The sequence below is a fragment of the Labrys sp. E2SS-1L genome, assembly GCF_057073705.1.
On sequence record NZ_CP172712.1, the window covers coordinates 4,953,321 to 4,975,131 of the forward strand.

At 63.5% G+C, this 21,811-nt stretch carries 20 protein-coding genes; 8 read left to right on the top strand and 12 right to left on the bottom strand.

The window, feature by feature from the left end:
- Positions 1 to 4: 4 nt before the first annotated feature.
- The 8 genes from ACIGJE_RS23180 to ACIGJE_RS23215 form a co-directional block, all read right to left on the bottom strand.
- Complete coding sequence (locus ACIGJE_RS23180; RefSeq protein WP_415080550.1) at positions 5 to 985, bottom strand: energy transducer TonB family protein; 981 nt, start codon at positions 983 to 985, stop codon at positions 5 to 7.
- Positions 982 to 1,443, bottom strand: coding sequence for an ExbD/TolR family protein (locus tag ACIGJE_RS23185; RefSeq protein ID WP_367626265.1), 462 nt, complete (start codon positions 1,441 to 1,443; stop codon positions 982 to 984). Before ACIGJE_RS23185 ends, ACIGJE_RS23180 begins: the two co-directional genes overlap by 4 nt.
- Entirely contained in the window at positions 1,440 to 2,108 is a 669-nt protein-coding gene (locus ACIGJE_RS23190; protein ID WP_394311761.1) for a MotA/TolQ/ExbB proton channel family protein, read from the bottom strand. The genes ACIGJE_RS23185 and ACIGJE_RS23190 overlap by 4 nt, the downstream gene beginning before the upstream one ends.
- 67 nt (positions 2,109 to 2,175) lie before the next feature.
- Positions 2,176 to 2,607 (bottom strand): hypothetical protein, encoded by a 432-nt coding sequence (locus ACIGJE_RS23195; protein WP_415080549.1) that lies wholly within the window; start codon positions 2,605 to 2,607, stop codon positions 2,176 to 2,178.
- Entirely contained in the window at positions 2,604 to 3,434 is an 831-nt protein-coding gene (locus tag ACIGJE_RS23200) for an ATP-binding cassette domain-containing protein (protein WP_311943259.1), read from the bottom strand. Before ACIGJE_RS23200 ends, ACIGJE_RS23195 begins: the two co-directional genes overlap by 4 nt.
- Positions 3,431 to 4,417, bottom strand: a complete 987-nt coding sequence (locus ACIGJE_RS23205; RefSeq protein WP_311943261.1) for a FecCD family ABC transporter permease — start codon at positions 4,415 to 4,417, stop codon at positions 3,431 to 3,433. Before ACIGJE_RS23205 ends, ACIGJE_RS23200 begins: the two co-directional genes overlap by 4 nt.
- Before the next feature lie 73 nt (positions 4,418 to 4,490).
- The gene (locus ACIGJE_RS23210; RefSeq protein ID WP_311943262.1) at positions 4,491 to 5,375 is read right to left on the bottom strand and encodes a heme/hemin ABC transporter substrate-binding protein; all 885 of its coding nucleotides are present in this window, start codon (positions 5,373 to 5,375) and stop codon (positions 4,491 to 4,493) included.
- Between the two features lie 10 nt (positions 5,376 to 5,385).
- Entirely contained in the window at positions 5,386 to 7,515 is a 2,130-nt protein-coding gene (locus ACIGJE_RS23215; protein ID WP_311943264.1) for a TonB-dependent hemoglobin/transferrin/lactoferrin family receptor, read from the bottom strand.
- Positions 7,516 to 7,830: 315 nt separating this feature from the next.
- Here ACIGJE_RS23215 and ACIGJE_RS23220 point away from each other — a divergent pair, with 315 nt between their 5' ends.
- Entirely contained in the window at positions 7,831 to 8,658 is an 828-nt protein-coding gene (locus tag ACIGJE_RS23220) for a ChuX/HutX family heme-like substrate-binding protein (protein ID WP_311943266.1), read from the top strand.
- A complete protein-coding gene (locus ACIGJE_RS23225) occupies positions 8,655 to 9,026 on the top strand; it encodes a bleomycin resistance protein (protein ID WP_311943268.1) in 372 nt (123 codons plus the stop codon). Before ACIGJE_RS23220 ends, ACIGJE_RS23225 begins: the two co-directional genes overlap by 4 nt.
- A gap of 67 nt (positions 9,027 to 9,093) precedes the next feature.
- Here the strand turns inward: ACIGJE_RS23225 and ACIGJE_RS23230 are convergent, their stop codons facing one another.
- On the bottom strand, positions 9,094 to 10,083 hold the full coding sequence (locus ACIGJE_RS23230; protein ID WP_311943270.1) for a zinc-dependent alcohol dehydrogenase family protein: 990 nt from the start codon (positions 10,081 to 10,083) through the stop codon (positions 9,094 to 9,096).
- Positions 10,084 to 10,186: 103 nt separating this feature from the next.
- On the opposite strand from ACIGJE_RS23230, the gene ACIGJE_RS23235 reads away from it, so the two are divergent.
- Positions 10,187 to 11,086 (top strand): LysR family transcriptional regulator, encoded by a 900-nt coding sequence (locus ACIGJE_RS23235; RefSeq protein ID WP_483678764.1) that lies wholly within the window; start codon positions 10,187 to 10,189, stop codon positions 11,084 to 11,086.
- Between the two features lie 8 nt (positions 11,087 to 11,094).
- On the opposite strand, the gene ubiA is transcribed toward ACIGJE_RS23235, so the two are convergent.
- Positions 11,095 to 12,057, bottom strand: a complete 963-nt coding sequence (gene ubiA / locus ACIGJE_RS23240) for a 4-hydroxybenzoate octaprenyltransferase (RefSeq protein WP_415080545.1) — start codon at positions 12,055 to 12,057, stop codon at positions 11,095 to 11,097.
- 15 nt (positions 12,058 to 12,072) lie between these two features.
- Positions 12,073 to 12,540: a hypothetical protein gene (locus ACIGJE_RS23245; protein WP_311943275.1), complete on the bottom strand. Its 468-nt coding sequence runs from the start codon at positions 12,538 to 12,540 to the stop codon at positions 12,073 to 12,075.
- Between the two features lie 222 nt (positions 12,541 to 12,762).
- On the opposite strand from ACIGJE_RS23245, the gene ACIGJE_RS23250 reads away from it, so the two are divergent.
- Positions 12,763 to 13,500: a 16S rRNA (uracil(1498)-N(3))-methyltransferase gene (locus tag ACIGJE_RS23250; protein WP_311943278.1), complete on the top strand. Its 738-nt coding sequence runs from the start codon at positions 12,763 to 12,765 to the stop codon at positions 13,498 to 13,500.
- A 146-nt stretch (positions 13,501 to 13,646) separates the two neighbouring features.
- On the top strand, positions 13,647 to 15,017 hold the full coding sequence (locus ACIGJE_RS23255; protein ID WP_415080544.1) for a glutamate--cysteine ligase: 1,371 nt from the start codon (positions 13,647 to 13,649) through the stop codon (positions 15,015 to 15,017).
- Positions 15,018 to 15,239: 222 nt separating this feature from the next.
- On the opposite strand, the gene ACIGJE_RS23260 is transcribed toward ACIGJE_RS23255, so the two are convergent.
- Positions 15,240 to 17,060 (bottom strand): aromatic amino acid ammonia-lyase, encoded by a 1,821-nt coding sequence (locus ACIGJE_RS23260; protein WP_415080543.1) that lies wholly within the window; start codon positions 17,058 to 17,060, stop codon positions 15,240 to 15,242.
- A gap of 278 nt (positions 17,061 to 17,338) precedes the next feature.
- Here ACIGJE_RS23260 and ACIGJE_RS23265 point away from each other — a divergent pair, with 278 nt between their 5' ends.
- From ACIGJE_RS23265 to ACIGJE_RS23275, 3 genes are all read left to right on the top strand, one after another.
- Positions 17,339 to 18,262 (top strand): DMT family transporter, encoded by a 924-nt coding sequence (locus ACIGJE_RS23265; RefSeq protein ID WP_367626275.1) that lies wholly within the window; start codon positions 17,339 to 17,341, stop codon positions 18,260 to 18,262.
- Between the two features lie 235 nt (positions 18,263 to 18,497).
- Entirely contained in the window at positions 18,498 to 19,715 is a 1,218-nt protein-coding gene (locus tag ACIGJE_RS23270) for an ROK family transcriptional regulator (protein WP_367626276.1), read from the top strand.
- A 263-nt stretch (positions 19,716 to 19,978) separates the two neighbouring features.
- A complete protein-coding gene (locus ACIGJE_RS23275; RefSeq protein ID WP_483678767.1) occupies positions 19,979 to 21,811 on the top strand; it encodes a peroxidase family protein in 1,833 nt (610 codons plus the stop codon).

Below are 21,811 nucleotides of genomic sequence, written 5' to 3' on the forward strand. Positions count from 1 at the left end.
GTTGTTAGGATCTTGGACATTGAACGGGGACGATGCGCGAAACGGCGCCTCCCGGTGGAGGCGGCGGCGATATTCCGCGGACGGCCGCCAGCGCGGCTCTGTCCAGTGCAGAGTCCCCCGACGGGCTGCTGAGACGTACGCTGCCAACGCTACCCGATGCGGAGACATTGAAGCCAACATTGGCACGCCTGCCACCTTGGCACGCGATTCCGCCCATGGCCCTCACGCGACTATTCACGGCCGCGACAAGAATGGCATTGTATTTTTTCACCGCAGCACCATTGGTTCGGGCACTGTCGGCGACACCGATGTCCGACATCGCCCCCTCTCCGCCTTTCTGCGCATGGCGAGTCTGCGTGGTCGTATCGAGCTTGGCCAATCGCTTGACCTCCGGCTTATCCTTGACCGGCGTTTCGACCGCCTTCGTCTTCAAGGGTTGCTCTTTAGGCTTCTCAACCTTTTTCTTGGGCTTTTCCGGAATGGGCTTCTCGATCATCGGCTTTTTCGGCTCCGTCACCGTCTCGCTCCGCACAGTGTCGGGAACGGTTGCAACGGTCGCGCTGGGCTGCGTCGACGTTGTGGTGACGACGTCAGGCACCAGCGCTGCCATCCTGTCCGGCTCGACAGGCGTCGGGAGAGCCTCTTCGGCCACCTGTACGGGCGGGGATTCCGCGCTTTGCTCGTGAGGCGCCGCGGGCTCGGCGGCGACCGCATCGGGCGATATCTCGGTGACGGTATCCTCGGTCAGCGCCTCGCTCTCGGCTACCGGCGAGACGACCTCCTGCGACAGCGGCGAACTTACCTCGTTTACGGCATCATTCGAAGGCGCTGGCATCAGCGATGCCTCGATCGGGCGATTCAAGCGCGTTTCCACGCCGTCATGCGGCACCATCACCCAGGCACCGGCGAACGCCGTCAGATGCAGGAGCGCCGCTCCCGCGATCATGCCGACCCGCCAATCCCTGAAGATGTCGGCCGACGTCATGGCTGGGCAGCCGCCTTGTCGGCCTTGCCGATGAAGGCAAGTTGGCTCACGCCGTTGCGGCTGAGATCGGCCATCAGATCCAGCACCTTCTCATAGGGCACGCTGGCGTCGGCGCGGATATGCGCCATCACCTTGGGATCGGCGGCGAGACGGGCACGGATATCGGCATCGAAAGCCTCGCCGCTGCGGGCGTCCTGCCCGATATAGAGCGAGCCATCCGCCTTGATGGAAACCACCAGCGGCTCCTTGGTGGGCGACATCGCCGCCACGCCGCTCGCCTTGGGCAGATCGACCTTGACGCCGGCCGCCAGCATGGGCGCCGTCACCATGAAGACGATGAGCAGCACCAGCATCACGTCGACGAAGGGCGTCACATTGATGTCTGAAACGGCCTTGGGCGCCCAAGACCCATAGCCAGACGCTTCGCCGCCTTCGGGCTCGTGGAGGGAGAAGCTCATTCTGCCGCCTCCCTGAAGCCAATGGCCTTGGCGGACGTTCCGCGGCGGGCCGCCATGGTTTCCGCTTCGCGGCGCAGGACCTGCTCGAACAAGCGGCCGAGGCCGGCCATGCCTTGCGACAATCGATTATAGGCGATCAGAGCGGGAATGGCCGCAACCAGGCCGAGCGCCGTGGTGAACAGCGCTTCGGCAATGCCCGGAGCAACGGTGGCCAGCGAGGTGTCGTTGGCGCCGGCAATGGCGGAGAAGGAGTTCATCACGCCCCACACCGTGCCGAACAGCCCGATGAAGGGCGTCACGGCGGCAATGGTGGCGAGGATCGACAGACCGGCATCGCTGGCGCCGACCAGCCCGCCGGCCGCCTCGCGCATGGCTCGCTCGATCCGGGCTCGATATTCGCCGCCGGTTTCGCCGGGCACGGCAAGCCCGGCCGATTGCTCGCCCTGCGCATGCAAGGCCTGCCCTACGGCCGGCGCCGCGCCGAGGCCCTTGGCCGTTGCGGCTTTCAGCAGCCGACGCAGCTTCGCCTGCCGCCTCACCGTCTCGAAGCTCAGGCCCCAGGACAAGACCGAGGAGATCACAAGGATCAGCATGACGGCCTTCACCACCGGATCGGCGTTGAGCAGCATATTCACGAAGGAAAAATGCGTGGCGGTTTCGGTCATGGCACTCTCGCTCTCACTCTTTGTTTCGACGCCTGTTTGAACCAAGCCTCAATTGAAGAATTCGGCCTCACTTGAAAAATTTAGGTCCGGCCTTCGAACTGACACTGACCGCCTCGAGGCAGGAAGGAGCCCCTGCCTTGCCATTGGTGAACTGGCAGCTCGGCACGTCGTTGAGCAGGATGCTGCCGATGCCCTCGCAGGCGAGCCCGGCGACGTCGAAAGCCTTGACGATGGTCTTGTTGGCCGGGATCGGGGCGAGATCGACGGCCAGCCGCTTGGCGACCACGCCGTCCGCTCCAAACATCACCAGATCGGCACGCAGGCTCTGCGCCGCTTCCGCGCGTCCGTTCACCAGCACCATGGTCAGCCGGCAATTACCGTTCTGGGTCTCGAGCTTGTTGAGGTCGATCGACACATCGGCAGCCAGGGCCGGCAGGGGTGCCAGGAAAAGCATCGTCGCGGGTGCCAGTACGGCAGCGAAGCGGGACAATTTCGTCATGCGGCTTGGTCCTGTGGAACGGCGTGCATGATGCTGGGGCCGCCATCCTGGATGGCGGTACCCACACGCACCTTGAAGACACGCTCGATGAGGGAAGGGGTAAGGGTTTCAGCCATGGCGCCCTGCGCCGCAATGCGGCCGCGATCGAGCACCAGCGCATCGTCACCATAGATCGAGGCCAGCGTCAGGTCGTGCAGGGTGACCACCACGGTCGCGCCCTGCTTGGCCAGTTGCCGGGCCTGGCCGAGCAGGCGGTGCTGGTGTTCGGGATCGAGGCTGGACACCGGCTCGTCCAGGATGACGAGATGCGGCTCGCCTGCCTGGCTGCGGTCGAAGATCTGCGCCGCGGCCTTGGCGAAGGCCACGCGCTGGCGTTCGCCGCCCGAGAGCATGGTAACGGGTCGGCGGGCCAGGGCTGCGAGATCGGCGCTGGCAAGCGCTGCCGCAATCGCTGCCTTGTCCCGCGCGGCGCGCGGCGTACCGGCATGGCAAAGCCGGCCCAGGGCCACGATGTCCTCGACGCTGTAGGCAAAGGGACAATCGAAATGCTGCGCCATATAGGCACGTTGAGCCGCCATCGCAGCCGGGCGCAGGCCCGTGAGCGGGACCCCGCCGAAGTCGACCCCGCCGCTGGCCGGTTTGATGGCTCCGCCGATCGCGGCGAGCAAGGTCGTCTTGCCGGCACCGTTCGGCCCCATCACGATGAGAACGCGGCCTGATACCGCTGCGAACGAGATGTCGTGCAGCACCGGGCGGCCATTGCGCTCGACCTTGAGATCGCGGACTTGGAGATCGCGGACTTGAAGATTGCCGAATTGAAGGCTCATGCGCGCTGGGCCTTCTTCAGAATGGCGATGAAGACCGGCCCGCCGATCAGGCTGGTGACGAGACCGATCGGCAGCTCAGCCGGCGTGATCGCGACCCGGGCCACCGTATCGGCCGCCACCACCAGTGCAGCTCCCAGCAGGGCCGAGGCCGGCAGTACGAAGCGGTAGCGTTGCCCGCCCAGCAGGCGCACGCAATGGGGTGCGATCAGGCCGACGAAACCGATCAGGCCGGTAAAGGCGACGGCCGCGCCGATCGCCAGGGCTGTCGCCGCGATCACCATGCGCTTGAGATGGACGGTGTCGACGCCCGAAAGAAAGGCCTCGCTTTCGCCGAGCGTGAAGGCGTCGAGCCCACGCGCCTGTTGTGCGAGCAGCACGGCCGCAATTGCGAGCGCCACGCCCGCCGCCAGCACGGCGATCCAGTTGGCACCCGAAAGCGAACCCATCATCCAGAACTGGATCGAGCGGAGCTGGGCGTCGTCGGCGATGGTGATGAACAGGCCGATCAGGGCCATGGCCAAAGCGTTGATGCCGATGCCCGCCAGCAGGAGATTGGCGATGCTGACATGGCCGTCGCGATCGCGCGCGATGCGATAGGTGATCACCGTGGACAGGCCACAGGCCGCCGCTGCCGCGGCGGGCAGCGCATAGCTGCCGAGGCCGCCGGTGCCACCGACATGCTCCAGCAAGACGATGCCGGCGACCACGGCGAGGATGCCGCCGGACGCCGCCCCCGTCAGCCCGGGATCGGCCAGGGGGTTGCGGAACAGGGCCTGCATACCGGCCCCGGACATGGCAAGGCCGGCTCCGACCAGCATGCCCAGCAGCACGCGCGGCAGGCGAATGTTGACCAGGATACCCGAATAGAGATCCCAGCTACCCGTCGCCGTCGAGAACCAGGTCGAGACCGGAATGCGCACGCCGCCGAAGCTGAGGCCCATGGCCAGGACCGCCGCCAGCAGCAGCGCGAGGCCAGCCTGCACCAAAGCCTCCCGCCGGTGCGGCGAGAGGCCTTGGGCAAGGCTTCGCGGTGTGACTTGCACCAGACTCATCATCCTACCCCGAGAACCGATCCGGATGCAGGCGCCGCGCCAGCGACTGGATCTGCGTGGCCGCCGACGGTCCGAAACTGAACAGCGTGGAAAGGTCGGTCTCGACCAGCCGGTCGGGCTTGCCGGCAAAGGCCGAGGTCAGTCCCAATTGATCGAGAAAGGCCGTCGCCCCGCCCGTATTGGCAACGACCGCGCTGTCGGCCAGGACGAAATCCGGCGGCGTGGCAGCGAGCACCTCGCGCGACACTGGCTTGAACAAGGGGAAATCGCCGAAGGCATTGGCGCCGCCGGCCAGGGCGTAAGTGGCATCGACCAGCCCCATCTTGCCGCCCGCCATCGGCGTGCCGCCGTCGATGGAGCGGATGAAGCCGATCTTGGGATGGCTGGTGATGCCGTCAAGGCGCTTGGCGACATCAACCATGGTGGCACTTACCGTCGCAGCCAGCGCCTCGGCATCCTTCTCGCGGCCGAGCAAGGCGCCGACATGCTTGATCTTGGCCGCCATGCCCTCCCCGTTCAGGGGGAAGGAGACGATCTCGATGCGCAGTCCCGTGCTGCGCAACTGCTCCACCGCCGTCGGCGGTCCCAGATCGCGATTGGCGATCAGGAGGTCCGGCTTGAGGGAGAGGATGCCTTCCACCGAGATCTGCCTGAGATAGCCGATGGATGGCAGCTTGGTCACCTCGGCCGGGGCCTTGGATGTGGAATCGACGCCCTGGATGACCGAGACGCCGGCCAGCCTGGCCACGATCTCGGTGACATCCGCGCCGGCACAGACCACGCGCTGGATGCCTTCGGCGCGCGCGACGGACGGCAGGGCCAGCAAGGCGAACGCACCGGCCAGGGCTCCACCTAGGATACCACGACGATTGAGTTCGGAATTTCCCATCACCGCCCCCTCACTTGCCTGCGAGCTTGACGGTGAGCGCGAACTTCGCCGCCAGGCCGGTGGAGTAATCGGAATTGAGGAACGCCTTGTAGCGGCGGTCGAAGATGTTATCGACCGCCAGGCTGGCGCTGACATTGTCGCTGTATCTGTAGCTGGCGAAGACGTCGACCAGGCCATAGCCCCCGCTGGGCTCGTCCACCTTGCGGGACGTCGCTCCGACCAGGGTGACGCGTGAACCGATCGTCAGGCGGTCATCCAGAAAGCGCAGGCCCACGGTGCCGCTGACCTTGTTGGGCGCCACGGTGTTGAGCGGCAGGTCGGTGGACGTGTTCTTGCCATTGGTATGCGAGCCCGCAATCGAGACGAAGCCGCCGCCCCAATCATATGCCGCCTCCAGTTCGACACCCATCAGGCGCGCCTTAGCGATGTTCACATATTGCAGCGACCGAATTGGGAAACAAAAATATGGGGGTCCGAATGGAGGGACAGTCGAGCAAATTCCAGGAGGAGCGCCAGGAACACCGGGAACGAAATAGGCATTTCCGACATTTGCGGTATCGATGTAGTTGTCGACATTGTTCACGAAGCCCGTGATCTTGGCTCGGAAATTGTCACCCCCGCGAAAGACATTGTCATACTTTATATTGGCACCCGCCTCGATATTCCGCCCGACTTCCGGCCGCAGATTGGGGTTTGGCAAAATAAAGAAGGCTGGGAACGGGTGCACTCCGGAAATCAACGTCTCCGAAAGAGATGGTGCGCGATAACCTTCCGCATAAGTACCATAGAGCTCGATGCCCTTGATCGGTGTTACACCGATAGTAAGTTTCGGTGACCAATGCGAGCCACTCGAATTGTATCTCCCGCCTTCCAACTTGTAGTCGTCGTAACGTAAGCCAGCCTGCACACGCAGCCAGTCGCTATAACGCATTTCATCTTGAATATAAGCGCCGAGCAGTCGCCTGTCGCCAGACGGCGTGAATGCTGAGACATAGCCGCCCGCCTGATCGTGAACCTTGACCTTGTCGAATGCAGCATCTCCGCCATAGGTCAGGGTATGATCAATCACGCCTGTCGAAAAGCGCGAGGTATTGTATATGTCGAAACCAACAGTTCCGATGCGGTCGTTGATTTTATCACCCGGCTTCGCACCAAGGCCCGCATAGGTTTCGTCCGGGCGTATCAAAGTCTGCTCGTTCTCGGTTTCCGAGTAATAGACTTTCGCGTTGAAATTAATCCAGGGATTGTCCGGGCTTTCGAATTTATACCCTGCCGTGAGAGTCGACGTATTCACGTCGTTCCGAAAGCGTGATCCTTCTCTACTTGTACCATTGTTTGTAAAATCAAACTTCTGACTTAGGGCACTCAAGCTGATCGTCTGCCCATCACCAGGGTGATAATTGAACTTCAGCAAGCCACCAAAATTGTCTCTGTTGCTGTCACGAACGCGATCGCCGGCGCCGTCGCGATAGTCGCCGGCGCCGCGATAGATGAACTGGCCATAGATGTCGGCGACCGTGCCGAAGCGCATGCCTGCCGAGGTCGAGGTGAAGGCGCCAAGACCATTGGAGGACACGCCGACCTTCTGCTCCACGCCCCAGTTCTGGTCCGGAGTCAGGATGGAATCGATGCCGCGGGTGGTGAAGGAGGCCACGCCGCCGATAGCGCCCGAGCCGTAGAGATTGGAGATCGGCCCGCGCACGATGTCGATATTGTCGATGAACTCCGGCTCGAGATAGAAGCTGCCATTCGCGCCATGGCCGGAGATTTGGTAGTCCTGCCGCGCACCGTCGACCAGCACGTTGACGCGGCCAAAATCCTGCAGGCCGCGAATGTTGATCGACTGCATCGGGTCGTTCGAACTCACCTGCGTGGCGACGCCCGGCACCGTCTTCAACAGATCCGAAACCGAAGCGGGCTGGGCCCGGTCGATCTCTGCCTGGGTGATCTGGCTGACACCACCCAGCGTGTCGATCAGCTTCTCCGAAGTCTTGGTCGCCGTTACCGTTACGGTATCGAGCACCACCGGCTCGTCGGCCGCGGCAGCCTGGCCGGCAGGAGCCTGCTGGGCGCGCGCCAGCGTCACGCTTCCCGCCAGCAAGGCAAGAGCAGCTACTGTCGCAAGGCTGCGACTGCGCATGTAATTCGACCTGACCATCTCGGCTCCGCAACGTATAATTATTCAAAACTGCGCTGCAGATAATTTATCTTGTAGAAGCAGACGCCGTTTCATACAATTTTGAGCGATTTGCGGCAGCAAACAGGACGTGTCAAGGAATTAATGCTTGATTTTATTAGCATAATTTGCGCAGTTTTTCTTTATTCTAAACTGCATAATTCCTTCTGACGTCCAGTTTTGAATTTTTCTATTTTGCGCCGATCAGAACCGAAGGAAAGAAGGGAAATGAGCGAGTTAAAACAACGGTGGCAGTCTCTCCGGGAAAGTCAGTCCGGATTGCGCATTCGCGATGCCGCGGCGCAATTGGGGGTTTCGGAAGCCGCCCTGCTGGAGACCCGGATCGACGAAGGTGTGAAACGCCTGGCCGTCCGGATCGACGCGCTCTGCGCTGCCTTGCCGCACCTGGGTACCGTCATGTCACTCATCCGCAACGAGTCGGCCGTGCACGAAAAGGATGTGACCTTTCCTGCTGGCGTCGAATCCGATGGCGAGATTCGTTTCACCGGCGCAGGATTTTCTCTTACCTTAATACCATCAACGGTTGCGCATGCCTTCTATGTAGAGGATGCCAACCCCAAGGGGCCGTTGCGCAGCATCCAGTTGTTCGATGCGGCAGGCGGCGCGCTCTGGAAGATCTACGCCCGTGACAGGGCTGATCATGCCGCCTTCGAGCGGCTCCTGGCCGACCTTGCTTGGCCTGAAGACGTGCAGCCCATCTCCTTCTCCCGGCCTGCCGCGGCAGCAGCCGATGCCGCCCCGGCCGGTAAGCCCGTCGACCTGCAGGCCGTGCTGGAGGCCGTAGCCGCCGAAGCCATTCCGGTCAGGCTGGAAGTCGCCAATCACGGCGTCAGGCAGAGCCATGGCGGGCCGCTGGTGAGGATCGTCAGGATGGGACCCTGGCTGAACGTGCTCGACCCCGGCTTCGACTGGCACCTCAACGAGAAGCCCTTGTCGGGCGGCAGCGTCGAGCCCGGCGACAGGCCGAGCCTGGTGCTGCACCTTGCCTCGGGCGGCGAGGCCGCACGGCTGCACGCCGACGATGGTGCCACTGCCGTTCAACAGGCAGCCTGGCGCGGCATCCTGGAAAAGGTGGCGACCTCATGAACCAGGCCGTGACCGCACGCCTCACCGGCGCCATCCCCACCCTTGCCTCGCTCAGCTTCGAGGAGACCACGCAGTTCTACCAGAAGCTCGGCTTCGAGGTGCTGCACAGCGACATTTCCTTCCTGCTCCTGCATCGAGACGGCGTGCGCCTCAGCTTCTGGCTGACAGGCAACCGCCGGGTGCCGCAGGCGACCAGCTGCTGGCTGGAAGTCACCGGCATCGCGACACTCTACGAGCATTTCAACGCGCTCAACATCGTGCACCGCAAGGGTCATCTCGAGGCCAAGCCCTGGGGGACGCGCGAATTCTCGATCACGGATTGCCACGGCAATCTGATCCGCTTCGCCGAACAGCTGCAGGAGCACTGAACACTTCGGAAATCAGCATCCCGGTTCCGGACAGAACCACGTTCCGACCGGAACCGGGGCAGATCGCTCACAATGTCACCACGACCTTGCCGAGCTGCAGGTTGCTCTCCAGGAAGCGATGAGCCTCGACGATCTCGTCGAAGGCGAAGGTCCTGGCGATCACGGGGCGAAGCGCACCTTTCTGCACCCCATCGAGGATGAAGCCCTTGGCAGCTTTCAGGCGCGCGGGATCGCCCGTGATCTCGTGGACGAGATAGCCACGCAGCGTCAGGCTCTTGCTCAACACCGTGAACAGCGGAAAAGGCGTCGGCTCGCTGCTCAGGCCGCCATATTCGATCAGCATGCCACCGCGCGCCATGGCGACCGTGAGCGGTACGAAGAGCGGGCCGCCGATCGCATCGAACACCACCCTCACCCCTTGCGGCCCGGCGATCGCCTTCAGGCGCGCTTCGAGATCTTCCTCCTCGGCCGCAAGGACGGCGCCGGCCCCCTGAGCCAGCAAGGCTTGCCGTTTGGCGGAAGTCCGCGTGATCGCAATCGGCCGGGCGCCGACATGGTTGGCGATCTGGATCGCCGCCAGCCCCACGCTGCTCGAGGCGGCCGTGATCGCCACGAACTCCCCCGGCCGGAGCCCGGCAATGTCGATCAAGGCCCCATAAGCGGTGAGATATGGCATCCAGAGCGCTGCGGCATCGATCCAGCCGAGTGACGACGGATGCTTGACGAGGAGGTCGGCAGGAAAGGTTGCCAACTCGCCATAGGCCGGCCAGCGTACCATCGATTGCGGCGGTATGATGCTGACGGCATCGCCGAGCGAGAAACCGTCGACACCGGCACCCATGCTTTCGACCACGCCCGCTGCCTCCAGGCCAAGTCCCGACGGCAGGCCCGGCGTCTCGATATAGCTGCCCTTGCGCAGCAAGGCTTCCGCCCGGTTGAGCCCCAGTGCCTTGACCTGGATACGGATCTCGCCCCGACCCGGCAAAGGAAGCTCTGCCTCCTCGATGAGCAGGACCTCCGGGCCGCCATGCCGATGGAAGCGAATGACGCGAGACATCGACGCAACTCCTAATCAATTGAACTGAATAAGCTATGCGTCAGCGAGTTTCCGCGATAAATGATGGTTCTGGCAGAGCAGAAGAAACCATTGGTTTTGAATAATGGATCGCCTCGAAAGCATGGCCGTCTTCGTCAGGGCCGTCGATCTCGGCTCCTTCGCCGCGGCGGCGGCCGCCCTCGATCTGTCGGGGCCGATGGCGGGCAAGCATGTCCGCTTCCTGGAAGAGCGCCTCGGCGTCCGCCTGCTCAACCGGACCACCCGCCGCCATAGTCTGACCGATTTCGGCCGGGCCTATTACGAGCGTTGCCGCATCGTGCTCGCGGAGGCCGAGGCCGCGGACGCGCTCGCGGCGGACCAGTTGTCCGAACCACGGGGCAGATTGCGGGTGGCCATGCCAGCCCTGTTCGGCCGCCACTGCGTCATGCCGGTCCTGCTGGAACTCGCGCAACGGCATCCTGCCCTCGAATTCGATCTGTCGCTGGGCGATCCCATCATCGACCTTGCCGAGAACGGTTGCGATCTGGCGATCCGCACCGGCATGCTCGACGACAGGGCCGGCATCATCGCGCGCCGTGTCGCGCGCCAGCGCATGATCCTGTGTGCCGCCCCCTCCTACCTCACCGATCATGGCACGCCCCTACAGGTCGAGGACCTCGCCGGTCATGCCTGCGTCATCTATCGCCGCTCAGGCCGGATCCGCCCCTGGCTTTTCCCGGCGGCGCAGGGACAGCCGCGGGAATTCATGCCGAACGGCTGGTTGCGGCTGGACGATCTCGCCGCCATCGCCGACACGGCGGCGGCCGGCATGGGGTTGGCCTGGCTGCCCTCCTGGCTGGTCCGCGAGCGCCTCGAGGCCGGGATACTGATCAAGCTCCTGCCGGATCAGCCGGACTATCTCTACGATGCCTATGCGCTATGGCTGGAAACGCCGCATCTGCCGCGGAAGGTGCGCGTGACGGTCGATGCCCTGGCTGCGGCCCTGCCGGCGATGATGGCTTGACGGCCGCTTCAGAGCCAGTTCCAGAGGCAATCCGCCATCAGGCCGGCAAACAGGATGGCACCGGCATCGCGGTTGGAGCGAAACAGGTTCAGGCACAGCGTACCGTCGCGATGATCGAAGCGCACGACCTGCTGGGCGAGATGAAACGCAAAACCGATGAGGCCGAGATAGGACAGCAGGCCGGCGCCGTTGGCTGCCAGGGCCAGCCCGATCAGCACCACGGCGCCGGCGTAGAAGACACCGACCGCACCGCGGGCCTTGTCGCCGAACAGCAGCGCCGTCGAGCGTACGCCGACGATCGCATCGTCCTCCTTGTCCTGGCAGGCATAGATGGTGTCATAGGCGATCACCCACAGCACCGATCCGGCGAACAGCAACAGCGCCGGCAGAGCCAGCCCTGCCGCAGCGCCCGCCCAGCCCATCAGCGCACCCCAGGAAAAGGCAAGACCGAGAACGGCCTGCGGCCAGGAGGTGATCCGCTTCATGAAGGGATAGACAGCCACCACCGCCAGTGAGGAAATGCCCAGCAGCACGGCGAAAAGGTTGAACTGCAGCAAGATGCCAAGGCCGGCCAGGGCCTGGGCTGCCAGCCAGGCCGCGGCAGCAAGGGCGGTGACCTGCCCGGACGGGATCGGCCGCGAGCGCGTACGCTCGACCTTGTCATCGATGTCGCGATCCACGAGGTCGTTGAGCGTGCAGCCGGCACCGCGCATGATGAAAGCGCCGATCAGGAACAGGGCAAGATGCCAGAGCGTCTGGGCAACGGTGCCGTGGTGGAGGGCTGCAAGTGCCGCCGACCACCAGCAGGGCCACATCAGGAGCCAGCCGCCAATCGGACGATCGGCGCGCGACAGGCGCAGAAAAGGCCGCCAGGCAGCCGGCGCATAGCGGTCGACCCAATTGCCGGTAGGGGCGTCGGCCACCTTGTTCGCCAGCCCGGTTGGACCAGCCTCGGCGGGAAGCGGCCCCATGCCGGCGCTCTCCCCTTACTGCAGGCGCAGATTGACGGGCGGCTTGGGCGCAGCGGGCCCCCCCCCGCCGCCACGACCGGGCTGCGGAGCGGCCTGCTGGCGCGGCGGATGGGAGCAGATCTTGGCCTTGGTCTTCTGAGTCTGGGTCAGGTCGGCCGTGATCTGCTTGATGTTCTCGTCCGTGATCGAGCAGAATTCCTTGTTGGACTGCATGTAGTCCAACATCTTCTTGTCATTCTCGATATAGGAGGAGAGGCTGCCGCAGAACTCGTTGAATGTCTTCTTGGCCTGCTCGAAGGTCTTGGGCCGGCCGCGCTTGTTGATCGCCTGCAAAGCGGTCGCGATCTTCGTCCGGCGATCGATCATCGGCTGCAGGTCCTTGTTGCAGAACTGATTGCCGATCGGCGCCGACTCCTGCGCTGCGACGGGCGCTGCAGCCAGCAAGGTGCCGGCGACGAGGGAAATCGAAACGAGACGCAACATGAGGACATCCGCAAGATTGGTGGTGACACTCTCGATACAGAGGAACTATTGATCTCGCAAGTTCGGGGCAGCTTGATGGCACGTCCGCCCCCTGTTTTTGTGGTGTGTTTTGTAATTCGAACGTGATGGCAGTAACCGCAAAGACGCTTCGAAACAAAGAATTGCAGCAAACGAGCGTTCATGCGCGGACGCGCTTTGCTCTAGAGAAAAAAGACCCGGTACATGGCCGCCTATGATTTTCTTTCCGTCCGGCTTTTCGTCGATGCGCCGCTCGGCGAAGGACAGCCCGTCGCGCTCGACAAGACGCAGCAGAACTATCTGGGCAATGTCCTGCGCCTGAAGGCGGGCGCCCGCATCCTGGTCTTCAACGGCGCGGACGGCGAATTCGCTGCCGCGGTCGCCCATGAAGGCAAGCGCATCGGCCTGGAAGTCGAGGAACAGACCCGGCCCCAGACCCCGATGCCGACGCTGCGCTGGCTGTTCGCGCCGCTCAAGCATGCAAGGCTCGACTACATGGTGCAGAAGGCGGTGGAGATGGGCGTCGGCACCATCGAGCCGGTGATCACGCGTCGCACCCAGGTCTCCCGGGTCAATCTCGAGCGCATGCGGGCGAACGCCATCGAGGCGGCCGAGCAATGCGGCGTGATTTCCGTGCCCGAGATCAGGCCTGAACAGAACCTCATGCGCCTTGCCGAGGTCTGGGATCCCGGCGTGCACCTGATCTTCTGCGACGAGAGCGCCGCGATCGCCAGCCCGCTCGAGGCGCTCGCCAGCGTTCCCAGGGGGCCGCTGGCCGTGCTGATCGGCCCGGAAGGCGGCTTCGACGATATCGAGCGCAGTGCGATCGGCCGGATATCGTCCCATACCCGCCTCTCGCTCGGCCCCCGCATCCTGCGCGCCGACACGGCGGCGGTGGCGGCCCTTGCTCTGGTGCAGGCCGCTCGTGGAGACTGGCGCTGAGACATGGCACCGGCCGCGGCAGGAGGGGGCGGGACTTGCCTTCTCCTTTTCCCCTCACACTTTTGACGCGATCTTGTGTCGGCGCCTGATTGTTTTCCCGGATGGCACTGTCTATGGTCCGGGCCGTTTTGTAAGGTTCTGCCCGCATGGCCCGCGACGTAATCGATTCAACTCCCATTGGCTCGCGCGACGAACTCGTCGCCTGGATCGAAAAGGGCGTTAAACCTCCGTCCCAGTTCCGCATCGGTACGGAACACGAGAAGTTTCCCTTCCGGGCCGGCACGCACCAGCCAGTTCCCTATGAAGGCCCCAACGGTATCCGTGCGCTGCTCGAGGGCCTGCAGGCCATGCTCGGCTGGGAACCGATCATGGAAGGCGAGCATATCATCGGCATGCTCGACATCACCGGCGGCGGTGCCATTTCACTGGAACCCGGCGGCCAGTTCGAACTCTCCGGCGCGCCCCTGAACTCGATCCATCAGACCTGTTCGGAAATCCACGCCCATCTCGCCCAGGTGCGCGAGATCGGCGGCCCGCTCGGCATCCGCTTCCTGGGCCTCGGCATGTCGCCGGTATGGACGCGGGAAGAGACACCGCGCATGCCCAAGCGCCGCTACGAGATCATGACGAACTACATGCCCAAGGTCGGCGTGATGGGTCTCGACATGATGTACCGGACCTCGACGGTGCAGGTGAATCTCGACTTCTCCTCAGAAGCCGACATGGTCAAGAAGCTGCGCGTCTCGCTCGCCTTGCAGCCGATCGCCACCGCCATCTTTGCCAATTCACCCTTCCTGCAGGGCAGGCCCAACGGCTTCCTGTCGCTGCGCTCGGAAGTGTGGCGCCACACCGATCTCGACCGCACCGGCATGCTGCCCTTCGCCTTCGAGGACGGCATGGGCTTCGAGCGCTATGTCGACTATGCCCTCGACGTGCCGCTTTATTTCGTCAAGCGCGGCGACGTCTATCATGACGTGGCCGGCGCCTCGTTCCGCGACCTCCTGGCCGGCACCCTGCCACAACTGCCGGGCGTCCGCGCCACCATGTCGGACTGGGCCAACCATCTCGGCACGCTGTTCCCGGAAGTGCGGCTGAAGCGCTATCTGGAAATGCGCGGCGCCGATGCCGGGCCAACCGGCAAGCTTGCCGCACTCTCGGCCTTCTGGGTCGGCCTGCTCTACAACAACGACACGCTCGACGCGGCCTGGGACCTGGTCAAGGACTGGAGCGAGGCCGAGCGCCAGGCCCTGCGCGACAGCGTCAGCCGGCAGGCCCTGAAAACGCCGTTCCGCAATGAAAGCGTGCGCGACATCGCCCTGCGCGCCCTCGCCATTGCGCGCCAGGGCCTCAAGGCCCGCAACATCGAGGATTGGGAAGGCCGCAACGAAGAGCACTTCCTCGACGGCCTTGACGACGTCGTCGAAAGCGGCGTGACCGCCGCCGACGAAATGCTGGCCCGCTATCACGGCGAATGGGGCGGAAAGATCGATCCGATCTTCGACGAGAAAGCTTACTGAACCAGCCGGGCAAAGCACGTTCGGGCAAAACGCCGCACTCCGCCAGGACCGTGATTCGCAGCGCCGCGAATTGCCACCAGGTCACGCAATTTGACCTCTATGCAAACGGAAGTGCCGTCATTCCCGGCACCGCCAAAGGCGGTGGGAAGGGAATGACAGGTCAGGCTGTTCGCGATCTGATACAGCGAGTGCCGCCGCGGAGCGGCACCCGTCGCCTGTCGGCTATTGCGGCCCCGCCTTCGGCAATGGCCGGCCTTGCGGTGGCTTCGGTCCGCCGGCATAGAATTTCGATGCCGGGTTGGCCTGCATGAAATCATAGACCACCATGCCGATCGGGCGTTTCGGACGATCCTGTGCGGATTGCTGCCACGGCACGACCTGACGCAGCGCCGCGAGCGCTTCGGAAGGTGCCTTGCCGAAATTGCGGGATGGATTCTGGATCTTGCGGATCTCCATCCAGTAACTCGCGGTCAGCAGGTCATGCGCGAGCAGTTCGAAAGAGAGGTCGACGGCCTTGCGGGCACGTTCGGTCTTGATCCTGGTCTGCGCCTGGAGGTCTTCGACCGTCGAGACGATGGCCTGGCCGGCCGGCGTGACGGGCGTGCCCATCTCGGCAAGCTCCTGCCACAGGTCGGTCGGCAGGTAACCACCGAATGTCGGCGCGTTCTTCCGCGTTTCGGCGTTCAGGACATCGGCCGGCTTGACCACGGTGAAGAACGGGTTCTTGAACCGTTCGATCCGCTGGGCGATCACCACGCCCATATTCGTCAGGGCGAGGGTGAACGCTTCGACCTGATTGGCGAGCGGGTAGGGATCCCAGTTCGCGTTGGAGAAGATGTAGCCCGACTTGCCGCCGCTGAGTTTGCCGCCCTTGACGTGGTACTTCATGAATTGCGGCGTGCTCAGTTCCCAGGAACTTTCCGGGGTGAGCCCCGGTATGGTCGCCGGGTTGTGATCCGATGAATTGATGGAAAGGCTGACGGAATCCCTGAGATCCGCCCAGGCCTGCCAGGCCGAGCCCTGCCGCTGGCTCGAGGCCCGCATGCTCTCCGGATCCTGGATGATACGGGCGGCGTCCTCGTCGAACAGATAGCTGCCCTTGATCATGTCCATGATGCGGGCGGCGTTCCAGGTGAGCCAGCCATAAGGGCGCATCGACTGGACCGGAGCGGAAATCGGCGTGACGCTGGAATTCATGCCAAGCAGGTCCATCGCATAGACGAGATCGGTCCATTCCAGCAGCCTGCGGGAGTCCTCAAGCAGCAGAACCGCCTGTGCCTGCGCATAGGCATTCGTGCTGATCAATGCTGCTTCATCCGCGGCAAAAGGTTCGAGGGGCTTGATGCCGGCCTGGGCGAGAGCCTGGGAGGCGGGCATCCGGACGCCGCGGTAATAGGCATCCCCCTCCCCGACCATCGCGGCGCCGATATTGCCCAGGGTGTTCAGATCGCCCTCGCCGAGCGTGCCGCGCGACTGCACGACGGGCGTGACGCGCTTGTTCAGCATGTCGACGAGGATCTGCGTCAGGGGCGGACTGGCGGCCTCGTATGACATCGTATTGGCGCGAATGGCCATGATGGCACGCACCAGGGCCTCTTCCCGGATCTCCGGCCCATAACCGTCCCTGACACCGTCCTTGAACCGCGCGAGTTGCTGGTCCTTCAAAAGCTTGGTGTTCTCCGGGGTGGTCGGATCACCGGAGAAGATCACCGTCTCCCGCTGATCCCCGGCGCCGCGATTGAACCAATAGATCGTGACGTTCTCGGCGGCGCCCTGCAGCAGAAGGCCATAGGCATCGGCCGAGCGCTGTCGCGCTTCGGGGCTGAGCTCGACCCTGGCGCCGTTGCGGGCGATCTCGACAACCTGCTGGTAGGTGAGGTCGCGCCCCGTCAGCGTGATCGTCCTTTCGGCCTCGGTTTCGCTGATCGGCTGGTATTTGCCGGTGTCTTCAAACGCTCTCGCTGGTGGCGCCGAAGAAAACAGGAAAGTAACGGCCACGACAGTCAGAAATATGCGGATTGGATACGTATCACGCCTCGACATACACATTTCTCCTATCAGTTAACGGAAATCCTATTCGATACTTCACCTATTAGAAAAAAATATTCATATAAGTAAAAAATTCTTACTGAGTTTTGTCAATCGAGCGAAACGAAGAATCCATGCCGCGCAGCTCCCATCGCCGGGGAGGGGGCTTGTTCGGAGCGCGATGATCACGGACGGATTGAAGCATCCATCCCGCGCAACCATCAACCGGCGCGATGATTTCCATTCGCGAGCTTGATTGGACCAGCCCGGCAAATCCCCCGATAATCCAAGGCATGACCAGCACGACTTTGAAGGCAGGACCGAGCGAGGCAGCGCCTCTCGGAGCTACCGATCTCGGCCTCTATGCCGGGGTCGTTTTCGTTTGGGGCACGTCCTGGATCGCGCTGCACATGCAGCTCGGCGTGGTCGCGCCGGAAGTGTCGCTGCTGTGGCGCTTCCTGCTCGCCGCGGTGATGATGCTGGGCTGGGTCGTGCTGTCGGGCGCTCCGCTATCCTTTGCCTGGAAGGACCATCTCAGCTTCGCCGGGCTCGGCCTGCTGCTCTTTTCCACCAATTTCCTGTGCTTCTACTATGGCGGCCTGTCGACGCCCTCCGGCCTGCTCGCCGTGGTCTTTTCATTGGCTTCGGTGTTCAACATCGTGCTGAGTGCCCTGATTTTCGGCCAGAAACCCAGCCTGCGCTCGGTTGCCGCCGCCTTGATGGGTTTTGCCGGAGTCGGCCTGATGTTCGTGCCGCAGCTTGCCGGCGACCATCTTTCGAGCGCCGCCCTTACCGGCCTCATCCTGTGCGTGGTCGGCACCCTCAGCTTCTGCTTCGGCAACATGCTGACTCTCAGCCTGAAGAACCGCGCCATTTCCCTTACCTCCGCCACCACCTGGGGCATGGTCTACGGCTCGCTTTTCCTGTTCGCCTTCAGCCTCGCGCGCGGGCAGGCCTTCATCATCGAGCCCAACCTGCCCTATCTCGGCGCGCTGCTCTGGTCGGCCCTGCTCTCTTCGGTCCTGGCCTTTGCGGCCTACCTCACCCTGCTGTCGCGCATCGGCGCCAGCCGGGCCGGCTATTCCACCGTGCTGTTCCCGGTGGTCGCCCTGGCCATTTCGACGATCTTCGAGGGCTATGTCTGGAGCGCGCTCGCCATAACAGGCCTGGCGGTCGTGCTGGCCGGCAATCTCCTGATGCTGACCGGTCGCCGCTGACCAGGCGCTTTGACTTGAACGGAGATTGGAGCGCCAGCTTCACAGCTCCATCGCTTGATGGAGCGGGGCTGACATCCAGAAACCACCGTATCCGTCGACAGATATGTCAGCAGGAGGCTGACACTCCAAATCCCACGCCTTCCTTTTCAGCTTGGCGCTCCAGCTCTGGCTTATGACTGATTCTAGTCATAAGCTTGCCGGCCGCAGGAAACAGGGCCGGCAGCGAGGAGTGGCGGTGAAAGACAGTATCAGGTCGGGGCAGGAAGCGGGCTCGGCGGCCGGAGCCGGCGCAATCCTCTGGCTTATCGCCGCCGGAAAAGCGCGTTCGCGGTCCGCCCTGATCGAGGCCTCGGGCCTGTCGCGCTCCACCGTGACCGAACGCCTCGCCGCCCTGTTCGCCGCCGGGCTGATCGAGGAGGCACCGGATGCAATGCCGAGCGGCGGGCGGCCGGCGCGCCTCATCCGGCTGAACACCGCCTTCGGTGTGACGCTGTGCGCCGATATCGGCGAGAGTCATGTGCGCCTGGCCGTCACCGATCTCGAACCGCGCATCCTGGCCGAAGCGGTGGGAAGCGTCGACATTCGCCGCGGCCCGGTACCGGTCCTGGGCTGGATCGTCGAGCAATTCCAGGTACTGCTGGCGCAGATCGGACGCGACAGCGACGAGGTTCTCGGGATCGGTCTCGGCCTGCCGGCGCCGGTCGACCATGAGGGCGGCCGCGTGGTGGGTCCTTCCGTCATGACGGGCTGGGACGATTTCGACATCCGGGGCTGGATGCACCGGCATTTCGACGCGCCGGTCGTGGTGGAGAACGACGTCAACCTGATGACCCTGGCCGAATATCGCCGTTTCTGGCCCGATGTCGGCCAGTTCCTCTACATCAAGGCAGGAACCGGCATTGGCAGCGGCATCATCACCGACGGCCGGCTCTATCGCGGCGCCCAGGGTGCGGCCGGCGATATCGGTCATATTCAGCTCACCCACGCTCCCGCCCCGCTCTGCCGCTGCGGCAAGCTCGGCTGTGTCGAGGCACGGGCCGCCGGCTGGGCCATCGCGCGCGATCTGAGGGGCCATGGCATCGAGGCCTCGGCCGCCCGCGACATCATCGCGCTGACCCAGGCAGGCGAGCCGGAAGCCGTGCGGCTGGTACGCGAAGCCGGCCGGGTGCTCGGCGAAGTGACCTCGGACGTCGTCAGCGTGCTCAATCCCAGCGTGATCGTGATCGGCGGTACGCTCGCCCTGGCCGGTGAGGATTTGATGTCGGGCATCCGCGAGCTGGTCTATCAGCGCTCGCTGCCACTGGCCACGCGCAACCTCTCCATCGCGTCGGCCCAGTCCGATCTGCGCACCGGACTGCTGCTCGGAGCGGCCCTGCTCGTCATCGAAATGCAGACGCGCCCCGAAACGATCGAGCGCACAATCCTTCGGCATCAGCGCCCGCGCGCCGCCTGAAACCGCGACGGCCTCTCGAACAGCGCAAGCGATAGCCCCCTACCTCAACGTCAATGTAAATTCACAAAAAATCAGACAAAACAAATGCGCTTTCCCGAAGGCGTTCGCCTTCGAGGTATAATAACCCACCATACTCTCGATTCTGAAGAATTCATTGCATCAAATACCGTGACAATACCGTGATTCCGATTCTGTCGATCGGGATTTCGAAGTCGACAAGCCAACGCTTCCTACTCATCATTGCGGCCGCAGGGGAGGCAGCGATGAGCGCAATCGTCGATAACACGCTGATATTGCTGGCACGTGTGACCAGCCGCCTGAAGATATGGTATCTCTGGCCCTTCCCTTTGAGCGATGCCATCCTTCTCGGGCTTCGTGGCATCCTGCGGCGGAACAACCTGTTCGATACGGAAACCGCACCGGCGCAACCCGCCCTCGCCAACGGTTTCGACATCCAGCATTTCCGCACGCCCGACGGCAGCTACAACGATCTCGCCCAGCCCTGGATGGGGCGGGCCGGTACGCGTTTTGGCCGCAACGTCCCGCTGGACAAGACCTATGGCGAGGTGGCACCAACCCTGTATGAGCCCAATCCACGCCTGGTCAGCTCCAGATTGCTTGCGCGGGAGGCTTTTGCGCCGGTCCCGCATCTGAATGTGCTGGCGGCGGCCTGGATCCAGTTCATGGTGCATGACTGGCTGAGCCATGGGCCCAATCTCCAGGAAAATCCCCATCATTTTCCCGTACCGGAGGGCGATGGCTGGCCAACGCCTTCGATGAAAGTAAGGCGCACCAGGTCGGATGTCCCATCGGCCGACCAGCCGGGACGGCCGCCCACCTACACCAATGTCGAAAGCCATTGGTGGGACGCCTCGCAGATCTATGGCTCCTGCCTCGAGCGCCAGCTTCAGATCCGCACCGACTCGGCAACGAATGCCGTTCGCCCCGACGGCAAGATCCATCTCGACGAAGAGGGTCACCTGCCTGTCGATACCAAGGCCAAACAGCAGGGATTGGAGCTTGCAGGGGTCAACGGCAATTGGTGGGTCGGCCTTTCCGCCCTGCACACCCTGTTCGCACGCGAGCACAACGCCATCGTCGACCGTCTGCGCATCGACCATCCCGGAGAGACCGGCGAATGGCTGTTCCAGAAAGCACGGCTGGTCAACGCGGCTTTGCTCGCCAAGATCCATACCGTCGAATGGACGCCGGCGCTGATGAATTCGCCAGCGGGCCGTTTCGCCATGCGCGGCAATTATTTCGGGCTGCTCGGCGAGACCTTCAAGAACAGCCATGGCCGCATCGGTGACGGTGAGATCCTCTCGGGCATTCCGGGTTCGCCCAAGGACCATGGCGGCGTGCCCTATGCCATGACCGAGGAGTTCGCCGCCTCCTACCGACTGCATTCGCTGCTGCCGGACGATTTTTCCTTTCGCCGGCACGAAGACGACGACGCCCTGTTCGAATGCGGGCTCGCCGATGTCTTCGCCGACAAGACGCGCACCGTCTACCAAAAGGCCGGCTTCCTCAATGTGCTCTATTCCCTCGCCACCGCCCATCCCGGCGCGCTGGTGCTCCATAACTACCCCAATGCGCTCCGCCGGCTCGACAAGCGTGTGGACGATCATCTGTTCATCGACCTGGCGGCCGTCGACATCTTGCGCGACCGTGAACGAGGCGTGCCGCGCTATTGCGAATTCCGCCGCCTGATCGGCGCGCCGGCACCGCGCAGCTTCGAGGAACTCACCAACGACCCTCGCTGGCGCCAGGAACTCAGCGATGTCTACGGCTCGGTCGAGCAGGTCGATCTCCTGGTCGGTACCTTGGCGGAAAGCAACGCCTCGAACGGCTCCCCACCGGGATTCGGCTTTTCCGACACCGTTTTTCGCATCTTCATCCTGATGGCCTCGCGTCGCTTCAAGAGCGATCGCTTCTTCACCGAGGATTTTCGCCCGGAGATCTATACGCCGGCCGGTTTCCGCTGGGTCCAGGACAATTCGCTGCGTAGCGTGCTGGAGCGCCATCTCCCCGAACTCGCGCCGGCTTTCGCCGTCACCCGCAATGTCTTCTTCCCCTGGACCAAGGCGAGCAGGTGA

What these genes read in the sequence shown, in the direction of transcription:
- ACIGJE_RS23180 (WP_415080550.1), bottom strand. Translation starts at nt 985, where the DNA reads ATGACGTCGGCCGACATCTTCAGGGATTGGCGGGTCGGCATGATCGCG.
- ACIGJE_RS23185 (WP_367626265.1), bottom strand. Translation starts at nt 1,443, where the DNA reads ATGAGCTTCTCCCTCCACGAGCCCGAAGGCGGCGAAGCGTCTGGCTAT.
- ACIGJE_RS23190 (WP_394311761.1), bottom strand. Translation starts at nt 2,108, where the DNA reads ATGACCGAAACCGCCACGCATTTTTCCTTCGTGAATATGCTGCTCAAC.
- ACIGJE_RS23195 (WP_415080549.1), bottom strand. Translation starts at nt 2,607, where the DNA reads ATGACGAAATTGTCCCGCTTCGCTGCCGTACTGGCACCCGCGACGATG.
- ACIGJE_RS23200 (WP_311943259.1), bottom strand. Translation starts at nt 3,434, where the DNA reads ATGAGCCTTCAATTCGGCAATCTTCAAGTCCGCGATCTCCAAGTCCGC.
- ACIGJE_RS23210 (WP_311943262.1), bottom strand. Translation starts at nt 5,375, where the DNA reads ATGGGAAATTCCGAACTCAATCGTCGTGGTATCCTAGGTGGAGCCCTG.
- ACIGJE_RS23215 (WP_311943264.1), bottom strand. Translation starts at nt 7,515, where the DNA reads ATGCGCAGTCGCAGCCTTGCGACAGTAGCTGCTCTTGCCTTGCTGGCG.
- ACIGJE_RS23225 (WP_311943268.1), top strand. Translation starts at nt 8,655, where the DNA reads ATGAACCAGGCCGTGACCGCACGCCTCACCGGCGCCATCCCCACCCTT.
- ACIGJE_RS23230 (WP_311943270.1), bottom strand. Translation starts at nt 10,083, where the DNA reads ATGTCTCGCGTCATTCGCTTCCATCGGCATGGCGGCCCGGAGGTCCTG.
- ACIGJE_RS23235 (WP_483678764.1), top strand. Translation starts at nt 10,187, where the DNA reads ATGGATCGCCTCGAAAGCATGGCCGTCTTCGTCAGGGCCGTCGATCTC.
- ubiA (WP_415080545.1), bottom strand. Translation starts at nt 12,057, where the DNA reads ATGGGGCCGCTTCCCGCCGAGGCTGGTCCAACCGGGCTGGCGAACAAG.
- ACIGJE_RS23245 (WP_311943275.1), bottom strand. Translation starts at nt 12,540, where the DNA reads ATGTTGCGTCTCGTTTCGATTTCCCTCGTCGCCGGCACCTTGCTGGCT.
- ACIGJE_RS23250 (WP_311943278.1), top strand. Translation starts at nt 12,763, where the DNA reads ATGGCCGCCTATGATTTTCTTTCCGTCCGGCTTTTCGTCGATGCGCCG.
- ACIGJE_RS23255 (WP_415080544.1), top strand. Translation starts at nt 13,647, where the DNA reads ATGGCCCGCGACGTAATCGATTCAACTCCCATTGGCTCGCGCGACGAA.
- ACIGJE_RS23260 (WP_415080543.1), bottom strand. Translation starts at nt 17,060, where the DNA reads ATGTCGAGGCGTGATACGTATCCAATCCGCATATTTCTGACTGTCGTG.
- ACIGJE_RS23265 (WP_367626275.1), top strand. Translation starts at nt 17,339, where the DNA reads ATGACCAGCACGACTTTGAAGGCAGGACCGAGCGAGGCAGCGCCTCTC.
- ACIGJE_RS23275 (WP_483678767.1), top strand. Translation starts at nt 19,979, where the DNA reads ATGAGCGCAATCGTCGATAACACGCTGATATTGCTGGCACGTGTGACC.